22 protein-coding genes and 1 riboswitch are annotated in these 22,506 nt (G+C 60.5%); of the genes, 12 read left to right on the top strand and 10 right to left on the bottom strand.

The features are described from left to right. Positions 1 to 7 precede the first annotated feature (7 nt). The 4 genes from zwf (at position 8) to NH398_RS13360 (ending at position 4,702) form a co-directional block, all read left to right on the top strand. Entirely contained in the window at positions 8 to 1,501 is a 1,494-nt protein-coding gene (zwf, locus tag NH398_RS13375; RefSeq protein ID WP_253018943.1) for a glucose-6-phosphate dehydrogenase, read from the top strand. 1 nt (position 1,502) lies between these two features. Further along, positions 1,503 to 2,168, top strand: a complete 666-nt coding sequence (pgl, locus tag NH398_RS13370; protein WP_159341831.1) for a 6-phosphogluconolactonase — start codon at positions 1,503 to 1,505, stop codon at positions 2,166 to 2,168. Positions 2,169 to 2,210: 42 nt separating this feature from the next. Continuing rightward, positions 2,211 to 2,873: a bifunctional 4-hydroxy-2-oxoglutarate aldolase/2-dehydro-3-deoxy-phosphogluconate aldolase gene (locus NH398_RS13365; RefSeq protein WP_159341832.1), complete on the top strand. Its 663-nt coding sequence runs from the start codon at positions 2,211 to 2,213 to the stop codon at positions 2,871 to 2,873. Between the two features lie 233 nt (positions 2,874 to 3,106). Next, positions 3,107 to 4,702 carry a solute:sodium symporter family transporter gene (locus tag NH398_RS13360; protein ID WP_253018942.1) on the top strand — a complete coding sequence of 532 codons (1,596 nt, stop codon included), beginning with the start codon at positions 3,107 to 3,109 and terminating at the stop codon, positions 4,700 to 4,702. Positions 4,703 to 4,786: 84 nt separating this feature from the next. Here the strand turns inward: NH398_RS13360 and NH398_RS13355 are convergent, their stop codons facing one another. From NH398_RS13355 to NH398_RS13330, 6 genes are read right to left on the bottom strand one after another with little or no spacing between them, the layout of a single operon-like run. Next, positions 4,787 to 5,683: an SMP-30/gluconolactonase/LRE family protein gene (locus NH398_RS13355; RefSeq protein ID WP_253018941.1), complete on the bottom strand. Its 897-nt coding sequence runs from the start codon at positions 5,681 to 5,683 to the stop codon at positions 4,787 to 4,789. After that, positions 5,683 to 6,303 (bottom strand): 2-dehydro-3-deoxy-6-phosphogalactonate aldolase, encoded by a 621-nt coding sequence (locus tag NH398_RS13350; protein WP_290441503.1) that lies wholly within the window; start codon positions 6,301 to 6,303, stop codon positions 5,683 to 5,685. The genes NH398_RS13355 and NH398_RS13350 overlap by 1 nt, the downstream gene beginning before the upstream one ends. A gap of 27 nt (positions 6,304 to 6,330) precedes the next feature. Continuing rightward, the gene (locus NH398_RS13345; protein ID WP_253018940.1) at positions 6,331 to 7,302 is read right to left on the bottom strand and encodes a 2-dehydro-3-deoxygalactonokinase; all 972 of its coding nucleotides are present in this window, start codon (positions 7,300 to 7,302) and stop codon (positions 6,331 to 6,333) included. After that, a complete protein-coding gene (locus NH398_RS13340; RefSeq protein WP_253018939.1) occupies positions 7,299 to 8,069 on the bottom strand; it encodes an SDR family oxidoreductase in 771 nt (256 codons plus the stop codon). Before NH398_RS13340 ends, NH398_RS13345 begins: the two co-directional genes overlap by 4 nt. Positions 8,070 to 8,095: 26 nt before the next feature. Then, positions 8,096 to 9,244 (bottom strand): galactonate dehydratase, encoded by a 1,149-nt coding sequence (gene dgoD, locus NH398_RS13335; protein ID WP_253018938.1) that lies wholly within the window; start codon positions 9,242 to 9,244, stop codon positions 8,096 to 8,098. 31 nt (positions 9,245 to 9,275) lie between these two features. Next, on the bottom strand, positions 9,276 to 10,013 hold the full coding sequence (locus tag NH398_RS13330) for an FCD domain-containing protein (protein WP_253018937.1): 738 nt from the start codon (positions 10,011 to 10,013) through the stop codon (positions 9,276 to 9,278). Between the two features lie 164 nt (positions 10,014 to 10,177). Here NH398_RS13330 and NH398_RS13325 point away from each other — a divergent pair, with 164 nt between their 5' ends. Next, positions 10,178 to 11,659, top strand: coding sequence for a glycoside hydrolase family 32 protein (locus tag NH398_RS13325; RefSeq protein WP_253018936.1), 1,482 nt, complete (start codon positions 10,178 to 10,180; stop codon positions 11,657 to 11,659). 21 nt (positions 11,660 to 11,680) lie between these two features. Here the strand turns inward: NH398_RS13325 and NH398_RS13320 are convergent, their stop codons facing one another. The 4 genes from NH398_RS13320 to edd are packed head-to-tail and all read right to left on the bottom strand — an operon-like array spanning position 11,681 to position 16,434. Further along, positions 11,681 to 12,646, bottom strand: a complete 966-nt coding sequence (locus NH398_RS13320; protein ID WP_253018935.1) for a carbohydrate kinase — start codon at positions 12,644 to 12,646, stop codon at positions 11,681 to 11,683. Between the two features lie 48 nt (positions 12,647 to 12,694). After that, complete coding sequence (locus NH398_RS13315; RefSeq protein ID WP_253018934.1) at positions 12,695 to 13,564, bottom strand: aldo/keto reductase; 870 nt, start codon at positions 13,562 to 13,564, stop codon at positions 12,695 to 12,697. 15 nt (positions 13,565 to 13,579) lie between these two features. After that, complete coding sequence (gene glk / locus NH398_RS13310; RefSeq protein ID WP_253018933.1) at positions 13,580 to 14,545, bottom strand: glucokinase; 966 nt, start codon at positions 14,543 to 14,545, stop codon at positions 13,580 to 13,582. Continuing rightward, positions 14,545 to 16,434: a phosphogluconate dehydratase gene (gene edd, locus NH398_RS13305; RefSeq protein ID WP_253018932.1), complete on the bottom strand. Its 1,890-nt coding sequence runs from the start codon at positions 16,432 to 16,434 to the stop codon at positions 14,545 to 14,547. The genes glk and edd overlap by 1 nt, the downstream gene beginning before the upstream one ends. A gap of 276 nt (positions 16,435 to 16,710) precedes the next feature. Between edd and cobT the strand changes: the two genes are divergently transcribed. The 7 genes from cobT to NH398_RS13270 are packed head-to-tail and all read left to right on the top strand — an operon-like array spanning position 16,711 to position 22,157. Then, positions 16,711 to 17,787 (top strand): nicotinate-nucleotide--dimethylbenzimidazole phosphoribosyltransferase, encoded by a 1,077-nt coding sequence (cobT, locus tag NH398_RS13300; protein WP_253018931.1) that lies wholly within the window; start codon positions 16,711 to 16,713, stop codon positions 17,785 to 17,787. Beyond that, positions 17,784 to 18,761, top strand: a complete 978-nt coding sequence (cbiB, locus tag NH398_RS13295) for an adenosylcobinamide-phosphate synthase CbiB (RefSeq protein WP_253018930.1) — start codon at positions 17,784 to 17,786, stop codon at positions 18,759 to 18,761. The genes cobT and cbiB overlap by 4 nt, the downstream gene beginning before the upstream one ends. Next, positions 18,758 to 19,849 (top strand): threonine-phosphate decarboxylase CobD, encoded by a 1,092-nt coding sequence (gene cobD / locus NH398_RS13290; protein WP_253018929.1) that lies wholly within the window; start codon positions 18,758 to 18,760, stop codon positions 19,847 to 19,849. Before cbiB ends, cobD begins: the two co-directional genes overlap by 4 nt. Beyond that, the gene (locus NH398_RS13285) at positions 19,833 to 20,399 is read left to right on the top strand and encodes a bifunctional adenosylcobinamide kinase/adenosylcobinamide-phosphate guanylyltransferase (RefSeq protein ID WP_253018928.1); all 567 of its coding nucleotides are present in this window, start codon (positions 19,833 to 19,835) and stop codon (positions 20,397 to 20,399) included. The genes cobD and NH398_RS13285 overlap by 17 nt, the downstream gene beginning before the upstream one ends. Further along, positions 20,396 to 21,172 (top strand): adenosylcobinamide-GDP ribazoletransferase, encoded by a 777-nt coding sequence (cobS, locus tag NH398_RS13280; protein ID WP_253018927.1) that lies wholly within the window; start codon positions 20,396 to 20,398, stop codon positions 21,170 to 21,172. The genes NH398_RS13285 and cobS overlap by 4 nt, the downstream gene beginning before the upstream one ends. Further along, positions 21,109 to 21,762, top strand: coding sequence for a histidine phosphatase family protein (locus NH398_RS13275; RefSeq protein ID WP_253018926.1), 654 nt, complete (start codon positions 21,109 to 21,111; stop codon positions 21,760 to 21,762). Before cobS ends, NH398_RS13275 begins: the two co-directional genes overlap by 64 nt. Then, positions 21,714 to 22,157 (top strand): bifunctional adenosylcobinamide kinase/adenosylcobinamide-phosphate guanylyltransferase, encoded by a 444-nt coding sequence (locus tag NH398_RS13270; RefSeq protein ID WP_253018925.1) that lies wholly within the window; start codon positions 21,714 to 21,716, stop codon positions 22,155 to 22,157. The genes NH398_RS13275 and NH398_RS13270 overlap by 49 nt, the downstream gene beginning before the upstream one ends. 20 nt (positions 22,158 to 22,177) lie before the next feature. After that, positions 22,178 to 22,413, top strand: a riboswitch (cobalamin riboswitch). Positions 22,414 to 22,506: the final 93 nt, after the last annotated feature.

The raw sequence follows: 22,506 nt of genomic DNA, 5'->3' as shown, positions 1-22,506 counted from the left end.
AGCTGAGATGAGCCAGTCACATGCCCCGCTGGGCGATCCGAATCACGCTATTGATTTAGCGCTTTTTGGGGCGCTTGGCGACCTTGCCATGCGCAAGCTGTTTTCTGCGCTGTATCATCTTGACCGCGAAGGCTTGATGCCCGAAAGCACGCGGATCATGGGGCTGGCGCGTCAGGAGCACGACACTGCCGCGTTCCGTCAGCTAGTCAGCGGCGCGCTGCAAAAGCGCCTGAAAAAAGACGAGCAGGATAAAGAGAGCCTGGAGCGGTTCCTGAACCGCTTAGAGTATCTCAAGCTCGACTTTGCCAACGCTGAGGGCTATGACGCCATTCGCCAGTGGCGCGAGGGCAGCAAGCGCCCGATGGTGGTCTATCTCTCCGTGGCGGCACGCATCTACGGCGACATTTGCCGCAATCTGCAGGCCAGCAACAGTCTCGATGACGATACCCGCGTCGTAGTAGAAAAGCCGATTGGCTATGACCTAGCCTCTTCCGAGGAGATCAACGACGCCATTGGTGCCGTGTTCCCCGAGTCGCGTATCTACCGCATCGACCACTACCTGGGCAAAGAGACGGTTCAAAACCTGATCGCCCTGCGCTTTGCCAACCCGCTGTTCGGTACCCAGTGGAACCAGAACCATATCTCCCACGTTGAGATCACCGTTGCCGAAAAAGTCGGTATCGAAGGGCGCTGGGGCTACTTTGACGATGCGGGGCAGCTGCGGGATATGGTGCAGAACCACCTTCTACAGCTGCTGTGCCTGATCGCCATGGACCCGCCCTCGAACCTGGATGCCGATGCTATCCGCGATGAGAAGGTGAAGGTGCTCAAGGCATTGAAACCGTTTACCGGCGAATCGCTGGGACGCGACGTTGTGCGCGGCCAGTACATTGCGGGCACCAGCGACGGCCAATCCGTGCCGGGCTACCTGGAAGAAGAGGGTGCCAATACCCAGAGCCAGACCGAAACCTTCGTGGCCATGAAAACCGAAGTGGCCAACTGGCGCTGGGCGGGCGTGCCGTTCTACCTGCGCACCGGTAAACGGATGCCGGAGAAACTCTCGCAGATCGTCATTCACTTCCGCCAGCAGCCGCACTACATCTTCGACCCGGACCAGCGTGGCATTGCCTCCAACAAGCTGATTATCCGCCTGCAGCCGGAAGAGGGCATTGCCCTTCAGGTGCTCACCAAGGATAGCGGCCTGGATAAAGGCATGCGCCTACGCCCTGGCCCGCTGCACCTGGATTTCAACAGCGCCTTCCCGAAATCGCGTATTCCCGATGCCTACGAGCGCCTGTTGCTGGAAGTCATGAAAGGCCAGCAGTACTTGTTTGTGCGCCGGGATGAAGTGGAGCACGCGTGGCGCTGGTGCGACCAGCTCATCAATGGCTGGAAATCACGCGAAACCCCGCCGCGCCGCTACCCAGCTGGCTCTTGGGGGCCGGTCGCCTCTATTGCCATGATTACCCAGGATGGCCGCAGCTGGTACGAGGATTATTAACATGAGCGAAGCACGTCAAGCGCTAGCCGAGCAGCTAGCAGAAGCCGTCTATCAGGCGCTAGCCGACGATCTTTCTCACCAGAAGCGTGCGCTGCTGGTGGTCTCCGGTGGCTCAACGCCCGTGCCTTTTTTCAAAGCGCTGGCGCAAAAGCCGCTGGAGTGGGCGCGGGTCGATATCACCCTGGCCGACGAGCGCTGGGTCGACGAGCAGAGCAGCGACAGCAATGCCAAACTGGTGCGCGACAACCTGCTGCAAGGCCCAGCGGCGGCGGCTAACTTCGTGCCGCTCACCTCGGACGCTGGCACCCCGGAAGAGGGCGTGGCAGCGGTGGCAGAAGCGACCGCCGGGCTTGCTTGGCCCGCGAGCGTGGTGATTTTAGGCATGGGCGGCGATGGCCATACGGCGTCGCTGTTCCCCGATAGCCAAGAGCTGGACCTAGCGCTTTCTACTGATGAGCCGCTAGTGGCCGTGCGTACTCCCAGCCAGCCGCAGCCGCGCATTACCTTCTCGGCGGACCGCCTGCATCAGGCGAAGCGCCACATTCTGCATATTACCGGCGACGATAAGCGTGCCGTATTGGCGAACGCCATGAGTGGTGACGATGTTCGTACATTACCCATCCGCGCGTTCTTATCTTGCCCGCTGGCGATCTACTGGGCGCCCTAACGCTACACTTTCGCCAATAACAATTTGCTTGGAGACTCACTCATGACCATCGATAAACAGCTACCCTCAACGCGCACCGCCGAGCTGGACAGCATTTGCCTGAAAGCCGAAGTGATCCCGGTGATCACCATCGAGCGCCTGGAAGACGCCGTACCGCTGGGTCGCGCCTTGGTTGAGGGTGGCCTCACCGTGCTGGAAATTACCCTGCGTACCGACTGTGCCCTGGAAGCCATCAAGCGCATGAAAGAGGCGCTACCGGGCGCCAGCATTGGGGTCGGCACCGTACTCACGCCTGCCCAGTACCGCCAAGCCGAGCAGGTCGGGGCTGATTTCGTCGTTACGCCGGGTGCCACCGAAGCGCTTTACCGCTATGGCGTAGAGAGCCCCGTACCGATGCTGCCGGGCGTGTCTACCATTTCTGAGCTGATGACCGGCTGGCAGTACGGCTACCGCCGTTTCAAGTTCTTCCCCGCGGAATCCAGCGGCGGTGCCAAAGCGATCAAAGCGTTCGGCGCACCGATCCCCGAAGCGCGTTTCTGCCCCACAGGTGGTATCACCGTTGATAACGCCGAATCTTACCTGTCACTACCCAACGTGATGTGTGTAGGCGGCTCTTGGCTGACGCCGAAAGCAATGGTCGATGCCGAAGATTGGGACGGCATCCGCGAACTCGCCCGCCAAGCGGCGGAGCGTTTCCATCACTAATAGGTAACACCTTACCGAGCACTCTCGTTACTTGCCTCACTGATGTCGGGTCGTGTGAGCAAGACGTTTGCCCGAGCATGTCGCCATGCTCGGGCTTTTTTGTGTTCCTTTAGTACAACTAAAGACGAATAACGTCGATATATTCGCGTCAACTAAGATGAGGTTTCGATATGTCAGACATTTCGCGCGCGTCTCGAAAATGACGCGTTCTTTCTACAAAGAGGAAAGCGAGCATGCATATGTTGACCCTGGCGTCGTTCCTGTTTTTCACAGGGCTTGTCGCCTTCATTACGTGGCGCATCACTCGGCGCGACGACCACTCCAGCACTAGCGGCTATTTCCTAGCAGGGCGGACGCTCACCTTTCCGCTCATCGCGGGTTCACTGTTAATGACCAACCTTTCTACGGAGCAGATGGTGGGGCTTAACGGTGCGGCGTTTGCCGATGGGTTAAGCGTCATGGCCTGGGAAGTCGTGGCGGTGATTGCTCTGGTCGCCCTGGCGTTATTTTTCCTTCCGCGCTTTTTGAAAAGTGGTATTGCGACGCTGCCTCAGCTACTCGAAATTCGTTTCGATAAAACGACGCAGCTAATCACCAATATCATTTTTCTAATTGCGTACGCGGTGATTCTGCTACCCATCATTCTCTATTCAGGCGCCATCGGCCTGCAGGGAATGCTCGACCTTCAAGGGCTAACAGGCATCGAGTCGACCAACACGCTGCTTTGGCTGACGGTATGGATTGTTGGCATTATTGGGGCCATCTATGCCCTGTTTGGCGGGCTGCGCACGGTCGCCGTATCCGACACGCTGAATGGCGTGGGGCTATTGATTGGCGGTTTCGTCATCGTCTATTTCGGCCTGCAGGCGGTCAGTGACGGCAGCGGCGTGATGGAAGGTTGGAATATTCTCAAAGAGAGTGACCCAGATAAGCTGAATTCGATTGGTGGCCCTGAACAGCAGGTGCCGTTCTTCACCCTGTTTACCGGCGTCTTCCTGATCAACCTCTTCTACTGGAGCACCAACCAGCAGATCATCCAGCGAACCTTTGCCGCCAAGAACCTAGCCGAAGGGCAGAAAGGCGTACTGCTGACCGGTCTCTTCAAACTGCTGGGGCCGCTGTATCTAGTGCTGCCGGGTATCATCGCTTATCACTTGTATGCCGATCAGGGCGTACGTGCTGACGAAGCGTATGGTCATCTGGTATTTAACGTATTGCCTCCTTACCTGACCGGCTTCTTTGCCGCCGTAATGGTGGGTGCCATTCTGTCGTCGTTTAACTCGGCACTGAACAGTACCACGACGATTTTCAGTCTGGGGATTTATAAGGGCGTATTAAATAAAGACGCGAGTGAAGCGCAGGTGGTGAAGTCCGGTAAGGTGTTTGGCTGGATCATGGCCGTCACTACCATGATTATCGCGCCGCTGCTGGCGGGTCAGGAGAGCCTGTTCGGCTATCTGCAGAAGATGAACGCAATCTACTTCATCCCCATTCTGGCGGTCGTACTGGTGGGGCTGTTAACCAAGCGAGTACCGCCCATGGCGGCCAAGATAGCGTTGGTCGGTGGCTGCTTGCTGATTGCGGCAGGCTATTTCGTGCCGCCGTTCACGCTGCTGCCGCAGGTAATGCACGAGTTCCACTTCGTGGCGCTGGTGTTTGTGCTGCTGGTGGCTGTGATGCTGATTATCGGCAAACTGCGCCCCCGCGAGACCGACTGGATTCAGGAGCATAGCGGCGATGTGGATCTAACGCCTTGGAAAGGCGCCGTGCCTGCCGGGGTTGTGTTGGTGGTGCTGGTCATTGTGATGTATATCAGCTTTGCCGGTTAAAATCTGACATTGGCAACGCTGAACGCTAAAGCGAACAGGCCCCGCTTAGGTTAGCGGGGCCTTCTGTTTTAGGCTGTTGGCTTGTTAAGTCAGGCGTAGAGGCAGCTCTGCAAGACCCGCAATACCGGTGTCTACCACGTAAAGCGAGCCAGCGGTGGGCTCTTTGGCCAACTGCTCAGCACTAAATCCTTCTTGCGCGGTGGTGATATAGAGCGTCGTCAGTCCCGAGCCAGCAAAGGCAGGGCACGAGGGTTGGCTCACAGGCAGCTCAACGCGACCAATGATGTCGCCATCAGGGTTTAAGCGCACGACCTGCCCAGCTCCCCACAGCGCTAGCCACAGGTAGCCTTCGCTATCGACGACTGCGCCATCGGGATTGCCCAAGGTAGAGGAGAAGTCTGCCCAAGGCTCTGGGTTGCCCTGGGGCCAGCCTTCACTGTCTAGCCTCCAGCGCATCACGACGCTTGTGGCCGTATCGGTAAACCATGCAAAGTGGCCGTCTGCCGAGAAGCAGAGGGCATTGGGGATGGTGAGCCCGGTGCGTAAGCGTGTGAGTTCGCCGCGATGCAAGCGATACAGTGCCCCGGCCCCCGGTTCGGCAGCCTTACCCATGCTGGAAAGCCACAGACTGCCGTGGCGGTCCACGCGGGCGTCATTGCTGCGAGTAACCGGATTGTCGGTCTCGAAATCTCCCCACCGCGTGAGGGTTCCACCGTGCGGGTCGAAGTGGCTCAAGCGGTCTTCGCCCACCAGCAGCAGGCCGCCGGTGTTGAGCGGAGTAGCCAACGAGATTTTGTGATCGAGCGCATACTGGCCGCTCTTCCCGCTGGCAGGGGCTAGCCAGTGCAGCTGCTGCTCAAGAATGTCGCACCAATAGAGCCGCTCGTTCGCTGCGTCCCACTGTGGGCCTTCACCTAGCGTGCAACGGCAATCAAGGGCCAGCTCCGCTTGCCAGGTTGGGGTATGCTCGTTTGGACTCATCACTGCCTCGCTGCCTGCCAGGCGTCGACCAGCGCCTGTGCCTGTTGTCCCACTTGAGCGGCGCTTTGGCCGGGTTTATACAGCGCGCTGCCAAGGCCCGCTCCGTCCACGCCAGCAGTGCGCCACTCGGCAAAGTTATCTACCCCTACGCCGCCCACGGCGTATAGCAGCGTCCCTTTGGGCAGTACCGCGCGGACTGCTTTCATGCCTTCTAGACCCACCTGGACTGCTGGAAATAGTTTTAACCCTGTAGCGCCGGCGTCCAGCGCATCGAACGCTTCAGAAGGGGTGACGATGCCCGGCCAACTGGCCATGCCAAGCCGATGGGTTTCTTCGATGACAGCCGGACGGCAGTTGGGCGATACGATCAAACGGCCTCCAGCGGCGTGAACATCCCGCACTTGAGCGGTGGTTAAGACCGTTCCGGCACCAATTACGGCGCGTTCGCCAAAGGCATCCACCAGTAAACGGATGCTGTCTAACGGTTCGGGGGAGTTCAACGGCACTTCAATCTGAGTAATACCGGCGGCAAGCACCGCGTCTGCAATCTCAACAACGTCGGTGGGGGTGACCCCACGCAGAATACCGATTAAGGGCAGTGACATAGGCGATTTCTCCATGTGTCGGTTCGGCAAGCAAGGGCGGCGTTAAGCCGTTTCCTTAAGCGCATGGTGGGCGAGGCTTAGGCCTGCCAGTACGGCGGTGCTGCCGTCCAGATGCTGAGTAGGGCGGCCGATGGTGTCTAATGCCAACGTGTAGCGCTGGCAAAGGGCGTGATTGCCAATCAGCGTAATGGGGGCATCTGACGCATACTGGCGGGATGCACCGGATAGTTCTAATCCAATCACCAAGCCCGAAAGCCTCGCCGCTAGGAGATTGTGTCGTGGGGCATCGCTGGGCAGTTTGGGGTCCAGCAAGTCCTGTGCGCGTAGGCCAAACAGGCGGCTGCTAAAGGCGTCTGGTGCCTCATAGCTCTCACGCACCGCTGCCACGAAGGCGTCACGACCCATCTCATCATCCAGGTCATCGCTGCCGATGGAGTGCCGTAACACCGATTGACGCGCCAGCAACTGGTAAAGCTCCCCTGTTAGGTAGGTACTAAAACCGCTCACGATTCCCGCTTCCAGGTGTGCCCATTTGGAGTGGGTGCCGGGCAGGCAGGCGAGGCCTGAAAAGTGGGGGTGATCAGCCAGCAAGCCTGCCAGTTGGGTCTCTTCGCCGCGCATGACATCGAAATGGGTAGCGTTGGCGCGGGTTTGGCTCAAGCCGGGGAGTAAATAAACGCGCAGTTGCTGGCTATCCAGTCGAGGCGTCACCGCTCCCATGCCCAACTGATGAAGGGGCGTGGGCACTGCTAGGTAGGCGGCTTCCAGCCAGCCTTGGCGCGCCCCCGCCATACCGCACACCACCACATCCACCTGGCGGTTCGCGGGCAGCCAGTCGGTGATCAGGCGCAGTAATTCAGCCTCATACTGAGTTGGCGTTAACGCGAGCATTCCCTTATCGCTACTGGCCTGAGCAATGACTTGATCGTGCTGGTCCAGCCCCCAGACGCGAAGATTGCTGGACCCCCAATCTGCGGCAACCCAGGCTAGGCGTTGATCGAGGGCGCTGCTCATACGCGCCCTCCGTCCACGATGAGCTCTTGCCCGGTCATCATGCGCGATGCGTTAGAGGCCAAAAACAGGCAGGGCCCGATCATGTCATAGACGGGAATCGCCTCTTTCAAACACTGTTGATCCAGGCACTCATGAAGGTCGGCATCGTTTACCCAGAGTTCTTTCTGGCGCTCGGTCATCACCCAACCTGGAATCAGGCAGTTAACCCGGATGCTGTCGGGGCCAAGCTCTCGGGCAAGCGCTTTGGTGAGCCCCATGATGCCCGCTTTGGCAGTCACGTAGGTGGGGTAGCCGCTCAACCCGAGCAAATAGCTGTTAGAGGAGAGGTTGATAATGGCACCGCCGCCTAGCGCGCGCATATCCGGCGCCACCGCCTGGGCGGTGAAAAAGTGCGGGCGCAGATTGGTAGCAATGGATTCGTCCCACTGCGCCACGCTCCACTCATCAAGCCGGTGACGGGTGTCCCGCGCGGCATTGTTGACCAAGACGCTGATGGGGCCATGCGCTTGGCGGGCTTGCTCGATGGCACTGTTAAGCGCCTCGACATCACGAATGTCGCACTTGATGAATAGCGGGCGAACGCCGTAGGTTGCTTCCATGGCAGTGCAAAATTCACTGGCGTCCGTCAGCCCCACAAACGCTACCTTTGCCCCTTGGGCTAGGAAGCCCTCGGTCAGTGCGGCACCGATACCGCTACCGCCGCCGGTAATAAACACGCTTTTGCCAGCTAAGTCTTTAAATAACAAAGTGTTCAACGGGTCGCTCATGCTGCTCTCCATTTGCTAGCGAAGGGTTACCACTCGGCGATTGAGCCGTCTTCATGGGTCCACACGGGGTTGCGCCAGCGGTGTCCGGTTTTGGCCCGCTCTTCAACAAAGGCTTCATCGATTTCCACGCCTAACCCGGGGCCTTGGGGAATGGCACAAAAGCCGTCTTCAATGGCTAACGCCGTTTTATCCACTAGGTAGTCCAGTACATCGTTGCCCTGGTTGTAGTGGATCCCCATGCTTTGTTCCTGGATAAAGGCGTTATGGCTCACCGCATCCAACTGCAGAGAGGCGGCTAAGGTAAGAGGGCCCAGCGGGCAGTGGGGGGCTAGGGCAACGTCGTAGGAAGAGGCGAGCGCCGCAATTTTTAGCCCTTCGCTAATACCGCCGCAGTGGGAAATGTCCGGTTGCACGATATCGATCATGCCGTCTGCCAGCAGGTCGCGGAACTGAAAGCGGGTGTGCAAGCGCTCGCCGGTGGCTAGCGGGTAGCCAAGGCCTCCGGCGATATCTTTTAAGCAGGGAAGGTGTTCGGGAGCCACGGGCTCTTCGACAAACATGGGGTGAAACGGCTCCAGTTCGCGTAGTAGCGCTTTCGCCATTGGCCGATGTACGCGGCCATGAAAGTCGATGCCGATTCCCACGTCGGGCCCTACCGAGTCCCGCGCTTCTGCTACTCGGGCGACCGCTTCATCCACTTTGCGATGGGAGTCGACGATTTGCAGCTCGGGCGTGCCGTTCATTTTGAAAGCGGTGAATCCTTTCTCTACCAGGGCTTTAGCACCCGCGCCCACATCGCTTGGGCGGTCGCCCCCGGTCCAGGCGTACATCCGCATCTTATCGCGCACGGCACCGCCCAAGAGTTGATGGACGGGCACGCCCAGATCGCGACCTTTTAAATCCCATAGCGCTTGGTCGATCCCTGCTATGGCGCTCATTAGAATCGGGCCGCCGCGGTAGAATCCCGCGCGATACATGGTGTTCCATAGGTGCTCGATCCGGTGAGGGTCTTGACCAATCAAGTAGTCGGCCAGCTCGTGCACGGCGGCTTCTACCGTGGCGGCACGCCCTTCAATGACCGGCTCGCCCCAGCCGTAGCACCCTTCATCGGTTTCGATTTTGAGGAAAAGCCAGCGGGGCGGCACTTGCCAGGTTTTTAAACGGGTAATTTTCATCGATCTTCTACCTTTGCTAGCAGATAAGTGATTAATGAGTGAAGGAAGGTTCGTTGACGATGCCTAAATCGATTGCCGTACGGCGCAGGACTTCTTTGGCCGCCGCCGCCGCGGCTTCCGGGTCGCGATGAACGATGCCGTCTAAAACGGCCTGGTGCCTCGCTAAGCTGTCATCAAGCGTGCTGGTTTGGTGTTGGGAGCCGTGCACCAACGCCATGATCGAGGGGCGTAACAGGTGCCCCATTTGCCGCCATACAAGATTGTGGGTAGCGCTGTAGGTGGCATCGTGGAACATCACGTCGTATTCCGCGTGCTGATGGCGGTCCGCCGGGTCCGTTGCCGTTCGCTTCATGCCTTCAAAAGCGGCTCGCAAACGATCAAGGTCTTCTTCACTGGCGGCTTGTGCCGCCAAACTGGCTACGACCGGTTCTGCCGAAAAACGAAAGGCGTAAATGGCGCGGATCAGCTCGGGATCTAGGTTGGTGAGCCCCGTCATCCATTCGCTCATTAGCGGGTCGAGCAAGTGCCAATCGCTCATTTGTCGAATTTGCGTTCCTCTGCCTGCCGTACGCTCTATAAGCCCGGCAGCCGTCAAACTGGCTAGGGCGTTGCGGACTTGATTACGGCTGACGCCAAAGTGGTTGCTGATGTCCATCTCTTTGGGGAACAGCTCACCTGGCTGCCATGTTCCCGCCAGCAGCGCTCTGGCTAGCAGGCGCGCTAAATTGATGGCTCCGCCGGAGTGAGGCGGTAAAGCATTCAGCGACATGGATAACTCTCTTTGAAATAGTCTTTGAAATAGTTTGAAAAAAGTCTATTAAATGTCTGACATTTTAACAAGTCAGCCAATAGTCGCCTGTGCGGCTTTTGGATGAAGGCTTTAAAGCAAGCTCCGTGATACGCTAACTTAAACGATTAAGTTAGGGTTTAAGCATGACGTTAGCGGATTTTGAACCCCAGCGCCCGGCGTTGCATTTTGCGCCGCCGATGGGGTGGATGAACGACCCCAATGGGCTGGTGTTTCTCGAGAGCGAGTACCATCTGTTTTATCAGTTCCACCCGTTCAGCACCGTTTGGGGGCCAATGCACTGGGGGCATGCGGTCAGCCGTGACCTGTGCCACTGGCAGCATTTACCCATTGCGCTGGCACCCAACGAAGAGGGTGCCTGCTTTTCGGGTAGCGCCGTGGTGGATGAGCACGATGTCACGGGGCTGTTTGACGGCCAGCCGGGGCTCCTGGCGTTTTACACCTGCCACCGGGTGCTCTCTGATGACCCGGAGGATTACCAGCAGTCCCAGTGCTTGGCGTATAGCCGCGACAAGGGCCGCACCTGGCAGCGCTATGAGGGTAACCCCATTCTGCCGCCGCCAGGATTTAAAGATTTCCGCGACCCTAAAGTGGTTTGGCATGGCCCTAGCCAGCGCTGGGTAATGGCGCTGGCTTGTGGGCAGGAGATTCACTTCTATACCTCCCATAACCTGCTGGAGTGGCAGTTTGCCAGTGCCTTTGGCGGAGGCGAGGGCGCGCATACCCAGCACCCCTGGGAGTGTCCGGAACTGTTTGAGCTGCCGGTGTACGGCGCTGGGCCGGATGAGCCCGCCACGCGCTGGGTGCTGGTAGTGGGCATTGGCGCCACGCCGGATAACCCGTTTGGCTCGTTTACCCAGTACTTTATCGGCGAGTTTGACGGCCAGCGCTTCACCAATGATAACGCTTCTGACGCCGTGCTGATGATGGACGAAGGGCGGGATTTTTACGCGGTGCAGAGCTGGTCGAATACCCCCGGGCGGCAGCTTGCGCTGGCGTGGTTGAACAACTGGCAGTACGCCAACCATGCCCCCGAAACGGGCTGGCGAGGCACCATGAGCCTGCCGCGAGAGCTGACGCTGCGTGCGACTTCTCGTGGGGTGCGGTTACATCAGCATTTTGCTCGCGAAGCAGCTCAAGCGCTCAGCGCCCCTCGCCGCCTATCGCCTCGCTCGCTGCAAACGGCAGGGGAGCACTGCATTGCGTTGCCCGATGGGGAGGCCATTCATGGTCAACTGACGCTGGTGCTCACGGCAGGTACGAAGCTGGCGCTATCACTACAGCAGGGCTATCAGCAGCGACTGTGGCTGACCGCAGATGAATCAACAACGTCGCTACACTATGAGCGTCAAGGGAGTAACGGTCAGGCCGCCTTTGATGAGCACTTTGCCTGTGACCACTCTGCGGGCAGCGTCGATGGGTTAACGGTGATGGTGAGGTGGTGGTGTGACCACGGCACGCTGGAAATGCTGGTGGAAGGAGCCACTGAGCAGCGCTGCATCACCCAGGTGAGCTTTGTCGATCATCGCCGTCAACCGGTTACGTTGGAAGTCGTCAGCGGGCGGGTAGATGTGGCGGAAGGGGCCACTCAAAGCGTCGTCGAGTAGCGACCTCGACGACACTGAGAGTTAACCTGCCGAACTGCGCAGGGCTTCGATATCGGCGTGGGTGGGCAGTGCCACATAAGCGCCGGGGCGGGTGACCGCGTGGGCGCCGCAGCGGCAGGCAATGTCCACCGCGCGGGTGAGAAACGCGCTGTCCTGATGCCAGCTCTCGCTGATGCCGTAGCGGGAGAGCTCCGCGAGCAATCCGCCAATGAAGGCATCGCCACCGGCGGTGGTGTCCACCGCCGTGACGCTGGGCGGGTTCACGGTTTGGTCAATGCCGATGCCTTTGAGCACGACATCGTTGGGGCCATCGGTGACGACCACCACTTTGACCCCTGCGGCCATGCGCTCGGCGAGCCACGCCTCTTTGGGGTGGTCGCCGCGCAGGTAGTCCAGCTCTTCGAGAGATACTTTCACCAGTTCGGCACTGTCGATCAGCTCGGTGACCAGCCAAGTATCCGCAGCGCCCTCTGCCCATAGGTTGTGGCGCAGGTTGGCATCCACGCTCACAAGGCAGCCCGCACGCTTGGCCATGGCGGCAATAGCGAGAGTGGTCTCGGCAATCTCGGGGTCGGTCAGGCTATTGCTACACAGGTGCACAATGGCGGGCTGTTCGAACACGCCGTGGGGCAGATGCTCCAGGCGGTAGAGCAGGTCCGCCGCCGGTGGGCGGTAGAAGTCGAAGGTGCGCTCGCCGCTGCTGTCGCGAGAGACAAACGCCAGCGCCGTGCGGGCCTCTTTGGTGAGCACCACGCCCTGGGTATCTACACCGTGGCTTTTCAGCTCACGAATTAGAAAGTGCCCAAAGGTATCATCACCCACCATCCCCAAAAACTGGCTGGGCACGTTCAGCCGCGCGCAGGCCACCGCCACGTTGGCGGGCGCGCCGCCAGCGTAGGGGGTAAAGGTTTCCGGCCCTGTATTATCGCCCAATCGGCTAGAGAGCATATCAATCAAGGCTTCACCGAAAGCAATCACCGGCGTCATAGGTCGTTCCTTGTCATTATTAGCATTCATGTTGAGTGGGTGGCGAGCCTAAGCGACGCAGTGGCCGCGGGCGGCCTCCAACAGTTCATACCAGGCTTCTCTGGGCAGCGTTTCCGGGCCGTTCAGCATATCGGCAATACGCTCCGGTTTCACGCTGCCTACCACCGGTGCCGGGCGGCCGGGTAGGGTGCGCAGCCATGCCAGCGCTAATGCGCCGGGCGTGCTGTTCAGCTCGCCTGCTAAACGGTTCAAGACGCGGCTCACTTCACCCTGCATCAGTTGGCCGCCCGCCAGCGGAGACCACGCCATGGGCGCATGGTCATCGGCACCCAGGTCATCAAAGCTGCCGTCAAACAGCGGCGCGCTATGGGCAATGGAGAGTTCGATCTGGTTGGCCTGAAGCGGGTGGTGCATATGGCGTTGCAGCCTGCGCCACTGGCTGGGCAGGTGGTTGGAAATGCCCGCCGCGCCAATTTTGCCCGCCTCGATGGCGTCATCCAGCGCGCGACCTGTCGCTGCAGCATCCATCAATAGGTCTGGGCGGTGAATCAGAAAGTGATCCAGACGTTCAACGCTCAGGCGGCCCAGCGCATCGTCAATGGCGCGGCTTAGGTAGTCTGGGCTGGCATTGTAGTGCTTGATCTTGCCGGAATCCGGTGCCGGGTTGTCGTTGGCGATGCTGGCTTTGGTGACGACATTCAGCCGCTTAGCCAGTGCCGGGCGGGCGCGCAGCGCTTGGCCAAACAGCGTTTCGCACGCTCCGTTGCCATAAATGTCGGCATGGTCGAACCAGTGCAAACCCTGTTCTAAGCGAGCTTCGATCCAATCGGCCAAATGGCTCGCTTGGTGCATCTCTTGCGCTTCATGCAGGCGCATCATGCCGAGTACAAACGGCACGTCGAACGTAACAGCAGCCATGGCGTTTCCCATCAATTAAAAGACTTCTTCGTTATGCAGCGCTTCGGCGGCACCCAGCAGGCCGGTCCATGGGTGCGTCACGATCCACACAGGAATATCGGCGTTGTACGCGCCCATGCGCCCTTTATTAACAAAGCTTGCGCGAAGCTCGCACTTGGGCAGCCAGTCCAACAGGCGGGGCAGAATGCCGCCGCAGAGATACACGCCGCCGCGGGCGCCCATGGTTAGGGTGGCATCGCCGCACACGTCGCCGAGAATTTTCAAAAAGCGCAGCAGGGTAGCCGTTGCCAGGGCATCGCCCTGGTTGGCCGCTTGAGTCACCTCGGCGGGGGTCTCGCAGCGCGGCGTTTGGCCTTCCAGGGTGCAGTGGGCTTGATATAGCTCTAGCAGCCCCTGGCCGCACAGAATGCGCTCGACGCTTACCCGCTGGTGGCGCTGTAAGAACACGTCCAGCAGCGCGCGTTCGGTGGTGTCGGTGGGCGCAAAGGTAACGTGGCCGCCCTCAGTCGGCAGTGGAATCCAGGCGTGCTGGCCGGGGAACACACCAGCCACGCCTAGCCCCGTACCGGGGCCGATGACCAAGCGGGTCGAGTGAGACTGGGCTTCCCCAGGCTGCACTTCCACCAGATTATCTTCCCCCACATGAGGAACGCCCAGTGCTTGGGCGGTGAAGTCATTGATGACTTTAAACAGCGACAGATTCAGCGCCTGCTGAACGTCGCTTTTCATAAAGTCCCAATGGTTGTTGGTCATCTTTACCCGCTCGGCGTGCACCGGGCAGGCGAACGCCAAGCAAGCTTCTTTGGGCGCGTTGTCGCCGGTTGCGCCCACCCGTGCGAGATAGTCCTGAATCGCTTCGATCACGCCGGGGTAATCGGCGCAGGGTAGGTTAAGAATGTCGTGGGGCGTGACCTCGCCCGGCGTGACCAACGCCAGGCGAGCATTCGTGCCGCCAATGTCCCCGATTAATGCCGGTCGCATCAGGCGTCCTCTTGAAAAATCTGACCTTCTTGACGAGCGAGATCGTCGGCTTCGAAGCCGCCCAGGGAACCTGCACCCTCTTCGCCGCGCATGGCGAGGTGGCGGAAGCCAGAGAACAGCTCGCGGCCCAGGCCCACATGGTAGTGGTCTAGATTGGCAACGACGAGTTCGCGCTCGGCCCAGGTGGCGGCGTCTACTTTGGCTTCCAACGTGCCGGCGTTGGCATCCAGGCGTACCACGTCACCATCGCGCAGCTTGGCCAGCGGGCCGCCGTCCAGCGCTTCCGGGCTCATGTGGATGGAGGCGGGCACTTTGCCCGATGCGCCAGACATGCGGCCATCGGTGACGAGTGCAACCTTGAAGCCACGGTCCTGAAGCACGCCCAGGAACGGCGTCAGTTTGTGCAGCTCGGGCATGCCGTTGGCTTTGGGGCCTTGGAAGCGAACCACCACAATCACGTCGCGGTCTAGGTCGCCAGACTCGAAGGCCGCTTTCATTTCGTTCTGATCTTCGAAGATCTTCACCGGCGCTTCTACCACGCGGTGCTCTTCGGCTACCGCCGAAACCTTGATGACGCCACGGCCCAGGTTGCCTTTCATCACGGTCAGGCCGCCGGTGGGGGCGAAGGGTGTAGCGACCGGGCGCAGCACTTCTTCGTCCAGGCTCTTTTCCGGGCCTTCGCGCCATACCACTTTGCCATCTTCCAGGAAGGGCTCTTGGGTGTAAGCGGTCAGGTCGGTGCCAAACACGGTGGGAATATCGCCATGGAGCAGGCCCGCGCCTAGCAGTTCGCGGAACAGGTAGCTCATGCCGCCCGCTGCCGGGAAGTGGTTGATGTCTGCCTGGCCGTTGGGGTACACCTTCATCAGGCTGGGGGTGACCGCTGACAGGTCGGTGAAGTCATCCCAGTTCAGCGTAATGCCCGCCGCTGCCGCCATGGCAATCAGGTGCATGGTGTGGTTGGTGGAACCGCCGGAGGCCAGCAGACCGACCACGGCGTTGACGATGGCGCGCTCGTCGATCTGCTTATAGAACGGACGGTACTCGCCGCCGGGTTCGGTGTTACGAATGGCCTGTTCAGTGGCGTAGCGGGTCAGCGCTTCGCGCATCTCGGTGCCAGGATTGACGAACGAGGTGCCCGGCAGGTGCAGGCCCATCACTTCCATCATTAGCTGATTGGAGTTAGCGGTGCCGTAGAAGGTGCAGGTGCCGGGGCTGTGGTAAGAGTCGGACTCCGCCTGCAGCAGCTCCTCGCGCCCCACTTTGCCTTCGGCGTAGAGCTGGCGAATGCGCGCTTTCTCTTTGTTCGGCAGGCCGCTGGGCATCGGGCCTGCGGGTACGAACATGGCGGGCAGGTGACCAAAGCGCGCCGCGCCGATGAACAGGCCAGGGACGATTTTATCGCACACGCCAAGGTAAAGCGCGGCATCGAACATGTTGTGCGATAGGCCCACGGCGGTGGCCATGGCAATCACATCGCGGGAGAACAGCGAGAGTTCCATGCCCGGCTGGCCTTGGGTCACGCCATCGCACATGGCGGGCACGCCACCGGCAAACTGGGCGGTAGAGCCCATGGCGCGGGCGGCCGCTTTGATGGTTTCTGGGAAGGTTTCGAACGGCTGGTGGGCCGAGAGCATATCGTTGTAGGCAGAAATGATCCCCAGGTTGGCACTGTTCATCAGCTTCAGGGAGTCTTTTTCTTGCGCGCTACAGGCAGCAAAACCGTGGGCGAGGTTGCCGCAAGAGAGTTCGGCGCGATGCACGCCGCGTTTGTGCTGGTCTGCCATGCGGCGCTCATACAGGGCGCGTCGCTCGGCAGAGCGCTCACGAATGCGTTGGGTAACCTCGGCAACCGTAGGATTGAGTGTAGCGGGTGTTGAACCAGGCATAGGGACCTCTGCATGTGTCGAGACGGTGAGTCAAGTTTGTAGTTATTTTACATCTTATGGCGTCGATATAAGAGACTTTACGGCAATAAAATCGCTATTTATAGCTTAAGTTGTAGTTTTATTACCCTAATGGTTAACAACTATCGCCGTCGCGCATGATGCTTTGATGAATGATAGAAAAAAACGGCGTGCAAGCGCCTGTTTCATGGTTAATGCGCAAGTATAGCAGCCCTGGTTTTGCTACTATCCTGCGCCACCAGCCTGTGGAGAATTGTGATGGACAACGAGCCGACCGCCGAACAGCGACTTCAGTCACTCCTGGCGCGCATTCGCGCGGTAGATAGCGCCGAGGGTGAGCGCACCCGGGCATATCTCGATACGCTGACCAAACCCCCCGGCAGTCTAGGCCGGCTCGAAACGCTCGCCATTCAGTTGAGTGCCATCACCGGCCAGCGCAAACCGCGCGTCTCTCCGCCGGGCGTGGCCGTGTTTGCTGCCGACCACGGCGTGGCCGACGAGGGGGTGTCGGCGTTTCCCCAGGAAGTGACCGCTCAGATGGTGGCGAATTTCGCCCAGGGGGGAGCAGCCATCAATGTCTTCGCTCGTCAGATGGGCGCTCAGGTCGACGTGGTCGATGTAGGGGTGGCGTCACCGCTGTCACTGCCGAGCGTGGTCGGTGCCAAGGTGCGCGCCGGTACGGCGAACATGGTGCGGGAAGACGCCATGAGCCGAGAGGAAGCGCTGTGCGCCATCGGTGTGGGTGCCGACACGGTAGAGCGTTTGGCGGGTCAGGGCGCGAGGAGCATCATCGTCGGTGAAATGGGCATTGCCAACACCACCGCCAGCAGCGCCATGCTGGCGGCGCTCATCCAGGTGCCGGTGGCGTCGGTGGTCGGCGCGGGGACCGGGATAAGCAGCGCCCAGCAAGCGCACAAGGCGGCGGTGATCGAGCAGGCGCTACACGCCCGCCAAGCCAACGCCGACGATCCTTTAGACGTACTCAGCAAACTCGGCGGGCTGGAGATTGCCGCCATGACGGGGGCCTATTTGGCCGCTGCCACCCATCGACTACCCGCCATCGTCGATGGCTTCATCGCCACCGTTGCCGCGCTGACGGCGTGTCGCATATCTCCGGCGGTGCGCGATTATCTCATCTTTGGTCATCGCTCCGAAGAATCTGGCCATGCCACCGCGCTTGCGGCACTAGAAGCCGAGCCGCTTCTGGCACTGGGTATGCGTCTGGGGGAGGGCAGCGGCGCCGTACTGGCGTTCCCGCTGGTACAGGCCGCCGCCTCAATGCTCAGCGACATGGCTACCTTTACGAAGGCGGGCGTGAGCAGCGGCGGAGTATGAGCCTGCTGCCCGCCTCGGTGACGCTTGTCGCACTGGCCATCGTGCTCGATCTCATCGTGGGCGACCCCCGCGCGCTGCCGCATCCGGTAGTGATCATCGGTCGGGGCATCAGCGCCCTGGAGCGGCGCTGGAACCACGGCAGCGCCCAGTACCGCCGCGCAATGGGCTTTTTACTGACGGCGGTGATCGTACTGGGCACGTTCACCGCCGCGTGGCTGGTAGTGACCCTGCTGACCCAGCTTCACCCTTGGCTAGGCCTCGCCGCCGAGCTTTGGCTACTGGCCACCACGCTGGCGATCAAAGGACTTGCCGAGGCCGGGAAAGCCATCGCCCAACCCCTAGCCCAAGGGGATCTGGCCGCCGCTCGTCTTGCGCTGTCGATGGTCGTAGGTCGCGATACCGACTCACTGGATGAACCCGAGATCACACGAGGTGCGGTAGAGACCGTTGCCGAGAACACCGTGGATGGCATTACCTCGCCGCTGCTGTTTGCCGTTATCGGCGGCGCGCCCCTGGCGCTAGCGTACAAAGCGATCAACACGCTCGATTCCATGGTGGGCTATCGCAACGAGCGCTACGCGGATTTCGGCTACGCGTCCGCCAAGCTCGACGATATCGCCAACTGGCTGCCCGCTCGGCTGACGGCGCTCTGTTTATGGCTAGCGGGCAGCGGCTTGATAGGGCGAGGCGTCACCGTATCACGCTGGCGAGGCGCGCTGGCCGCCACCTGCCGGGAAGCGCCGCGCCACCCCAGCCCCAACGCCGGATGGCCGGAAGCGATGGTAGCGAATCTGCTGGGCGTGCAGCTAGGCGGCACTAATGTGTATCAGGGAGTGGCCTCTCATCGGGCGACCTTGGGGAGCGGGCAAATGCCGCTCAACGTGGCGCATATTTCCATGACGCTGCAGCTGATGCACGGCGGGTGGCTGCTGTTCTTTACCTTAGCCGCGTTGACTCTCTGGGGGCTGAGATGACTTCCACTACCTGGCCAAACCATGGCGGCGACGCAGCGGCGCTATTGAAGCGCTTTGGGCTGCCTGCCGATCACCCGGTCGAGGATGTGAGCGCTAACCTCAACCCGCTGGGGCCGCCGCCCTGGGTGGCGGATTGGTTGGTTGAACGTTTTAGCGGGTTAAGCCGCTACCCGGAGCCCAGCTACCGCGCCGCGCGGCAAGCCATTGCCGAACATGAGGGCATAGCGCCGGAGCAAGTGCTGCTCACCAACGGCGGGGCAGACGCCATTTTTTTGGCCGCTGCCCTTCATGCAGGCCAGCGCGGGCTGATCGTAACACCCACCTTTGGTGAGTATGCCAGGGCCTGCGCAGCGCATCGGCTAGTGGTAACGGAAACTGCCCTTGAGGCACCTTGTTTCGGTCTGCAAGTGGCAGCGCTCGACGCGGGTGTCCTCCAAGCAGACGTGATCTTTCTATGCCGCCCCAATAATCCCACCGGCACACTGATCTCTGCTACGGAAATTGAGCGTTTGCTCTCGTGCATGCCCTCCACGGCAACGCTAGTGGTGGATGAAGCGTTTATCGATCTCGCCCTCGATGCCGAGCCACTCACGCCGCTGCTAGCCTACTACCCGCAGCTTGTGCTGCTGCGCTCCATGACCAAATTTTACACGCTGCCCGGGCTACGCCTGGGATACGTGCTGGCGAGTGCCGAGCGCGTTGCCGCCTTGGCATGCCATCAGCCGCCCTGGAGCGTGAATCACCTCGCTGCCGAGCTGGTGGCACCGCTGTTGGCGGATACGGCCTTTGCCCAGCGCACGCGGCAGTGGCTGGCGCGCGAACAGCCGCGCATGGGGCAAGCGCTGGCAGAGGCAGGGCTTACCGTGGTGCCCAGCCATAGCTGCTTTTATTTGGTGCGGCCAGGTCCAGCGTTGTGCCAGCGCGGGCTTTCCAGCGTGCTGCTGCTTGAACGCTTGCTGCATCACGGTATGCTGGCGCGGCATACCTACAGCTTTGCAGCGCTCGACGGTGATTGGCTGCGGCTGGCCGTGCGCGATGGCTCGGCAAATGATCGATTGTTAAAGGTGTTACATGATTGTGTTCGTTAGTGGGGGCGCACGCTCCGGTAAGAGTCACGTCGCTGAACAGTGCGTCCTGCAAGCCGCCAACGGCAAACCGTGTTTTTACGTGGCCACCGCTGACATATACGACGACGAGATGGCCGAGCGGGTCTCACGTCACCAAGCCGAGCGAGAGGCAGACGGTGCGCCGTCTGCATGGGTGACGCTGGAGGCACCGCTGGCCATCGACCAAGCCATCGCGCAAGTACCTAACGGCCATGCCGCCCTACTGGATTGCCTTACCCTCTGGGCGAGCCAAGTCATGTTCAATGCCAACGCCGATGAGAGCGATCCGCTCTCCACGACCGAGGGGTTCGCGCTGCTGGTACGCTGCCTTCAGGATGCCCGGGCGCGAGACATTACCCTCGTCATCGTTTCCAACGATCTGAACGAAGCGCCGCTACCCAACGACCCCTATACACTGCGCTATGTCGAATTTCTGCAAATGCTGCATCGCTGGCTGGCCGCCGAGGCGGAGCGGGTGGTCGAAGTGGTGGCCGGCCAGGGCGTCGATTGGAAGGCGGTCGCGAATACGTGAACAACGTCCTTTACGGTGGGCTGCTGGCCCTGCAGTTCTTGACACGATTGCCCATTCCGGTGGCCTGCCCCTGGACGCCTGACACCCGCCGCTGGGCCATTCGCGCCTATCCGCTCGTCGGCCTGCTCATCGGCGGCTTGCTCGCGCTAGCCGCGTTACTGCTGGAATACGCACACACTCCCACGCCCATAAGCGCGCTGATACTGCTCAGCGTGTGGGTCGGCGTCACGGGTGGGTTGCATCTGGATGGCGTGATGGATCTGGCCGATGCGCTGGGCAGCAACCAGCCTCTTAAACGGCGCTGGGAGATCATGAAAGACCCGCAAATCGGCAGCTTCGGTATGCTCGCGCTGCTGTTTTTGCTGGCCTGGAAGGGCGTGTTGCTCTGGGCGCTGCTGCAGTATCACGCGCCGCTGTGGTGGCTGATGATCGTGCCCGCGCTGGGGCGCTGGGCGGGAGTCGCGCTACTTATATTGACCCCATGCGCCCACTCACGGGGCCTGGCGTGGAGCTGGCAGCAGTCGTTGGGTCGCCGCGACGTTGGTTTGGCGCTTTTGCCGCTGCTACCGCTCGCCATGCCATGGCCGTTAGCACCACTGTGGCTGCTAGGGGTGGTGTGTTGGGTCACGCTGGCGCGCTTAGCGCTGCTGCGCTTATTTAACGGCATCAACGGGGATATGGTCGGTGCCACCATCGAAGGAGGAGAGCTTTGGCTACTGATCTTAATGTGGAGCTGGTGGCAGTTCGTCACGGTATCACCGCCTGGAATCTAGAGCGCCGTTACCAGGGACAGCGGGACATTCCGCTACTGTTTCCCGACGCGGAGGAGGGGCTTCTAGCGCTGCGCGCGGCCCTGGCCGACGAACGTTTCGACGCCATTTATGCCAGCGACCTAGGCCGCTGCCAGGAAACCCTGGCTTGGTCGCAGGCGGCTAAACCGGGCATTCCCGTGTATGTGGAGCCACGCCTGCGGGAGCTCGACTTTGGCGAGTACGAAGGCAAGGTTTACGATGAATTAAAAGAATTGCCGCACTATCGCGCCTGGATAGATAGCGCCGGAGAGCTGCAAATTCCGGGCGGGGAGTCCTCTGGTCAACTGCGTGAACGGCTGAATGCGTGGCTCGACGATGTAGCGACACACACCCAACAACACGGTTATCAAAAAGTGTTGGTGGTCACTCACGGCGGCGTCATTCGTGAGCTACGCCGCCGCTTTGAAACTCTCGATTTTTGGGAGGGGATCGTTCATCAAGCCCAAGGACGGCGCTGGCAGCTCGCGTTTCAAGCAGGTGAGGATGGAAAAGGAGAATGGCAATGCAACTGTTCATCGGCGGTGCCAGCGCAGGTAAGCGCGACGCTGTAAAACAACGCTTTCCCGGCGCGGTGTGGTGGCGGTTAGCCCCCGGTCAGCGCCTTCACGAAGTCTCTCACGTCATGTTGCCCAACACGCCGCTGGTGCTTCATGGCCTCTTCGAGTGGCTCACCGCCGCGCTGGATTCCGACTTTAGCAGCGACGAATGGCGCGCCCAGTGGAGAGAAGATTTACAGCGGCTGTCGTTAGCCGCGGCCGCGGATCATGTGACGCTGGTGATCATCGCCAACGAATTGGGGCGCGGTCTGGTGCCCGTAGCCCGCGAACAGCGCCGCCTGCGTGATTTGAGCGGCTGGTTCACCCAAGACGCTGCCGCCCACGCCGAGCACGTGTGGTACGTGCGCCACGGCCTGGTGCGGGCGCTGAAAGGCGAGGCGGCAAATTGACCAACCCCTAACAAGTTGCTAGTTTACGCGCACTCTCAGGTGCTGGTGGCACTAACGCCATCAGTTAAACGGGAAGTTGGTGAACGTTTTTCGTGAATCCAACGCTGCCCCCGCAACGGTGATCGAGATAAGAACGGCTAGAGACGCCACTGTGCTTATGCATGGGAAGGTGGTCGTTCGGAAAGGTACGACGCTTACGTGAAGCGGCCCCTTTCGCTCGTCAGCCCGGAGACCGGCCTAAGAGTGATGGCTTAGAAAAGCCACGGATTACCGGCATGCGGAGGGCATGTGCAGGGAGAAGTTACGTGGCGCTCAGCCACGGGTTTCCCTTGTGTGCCCCTGCCCGGTC

Origin of the sequence: Halomonas sp. CnH100-B, assembly GCF_024124605.1 — a bacterium.
Lineage (GTDB): Bacteria > Pseudomonadota > Gammaproteobacteria > Pseudomonadales > Halomonadaceae > Vreelandella.
The sequence above is the reverse complement of the archived record's forward strand: the minus strand, read 5'-3'. Positions and strand labels throughout refer to the sequence as shown.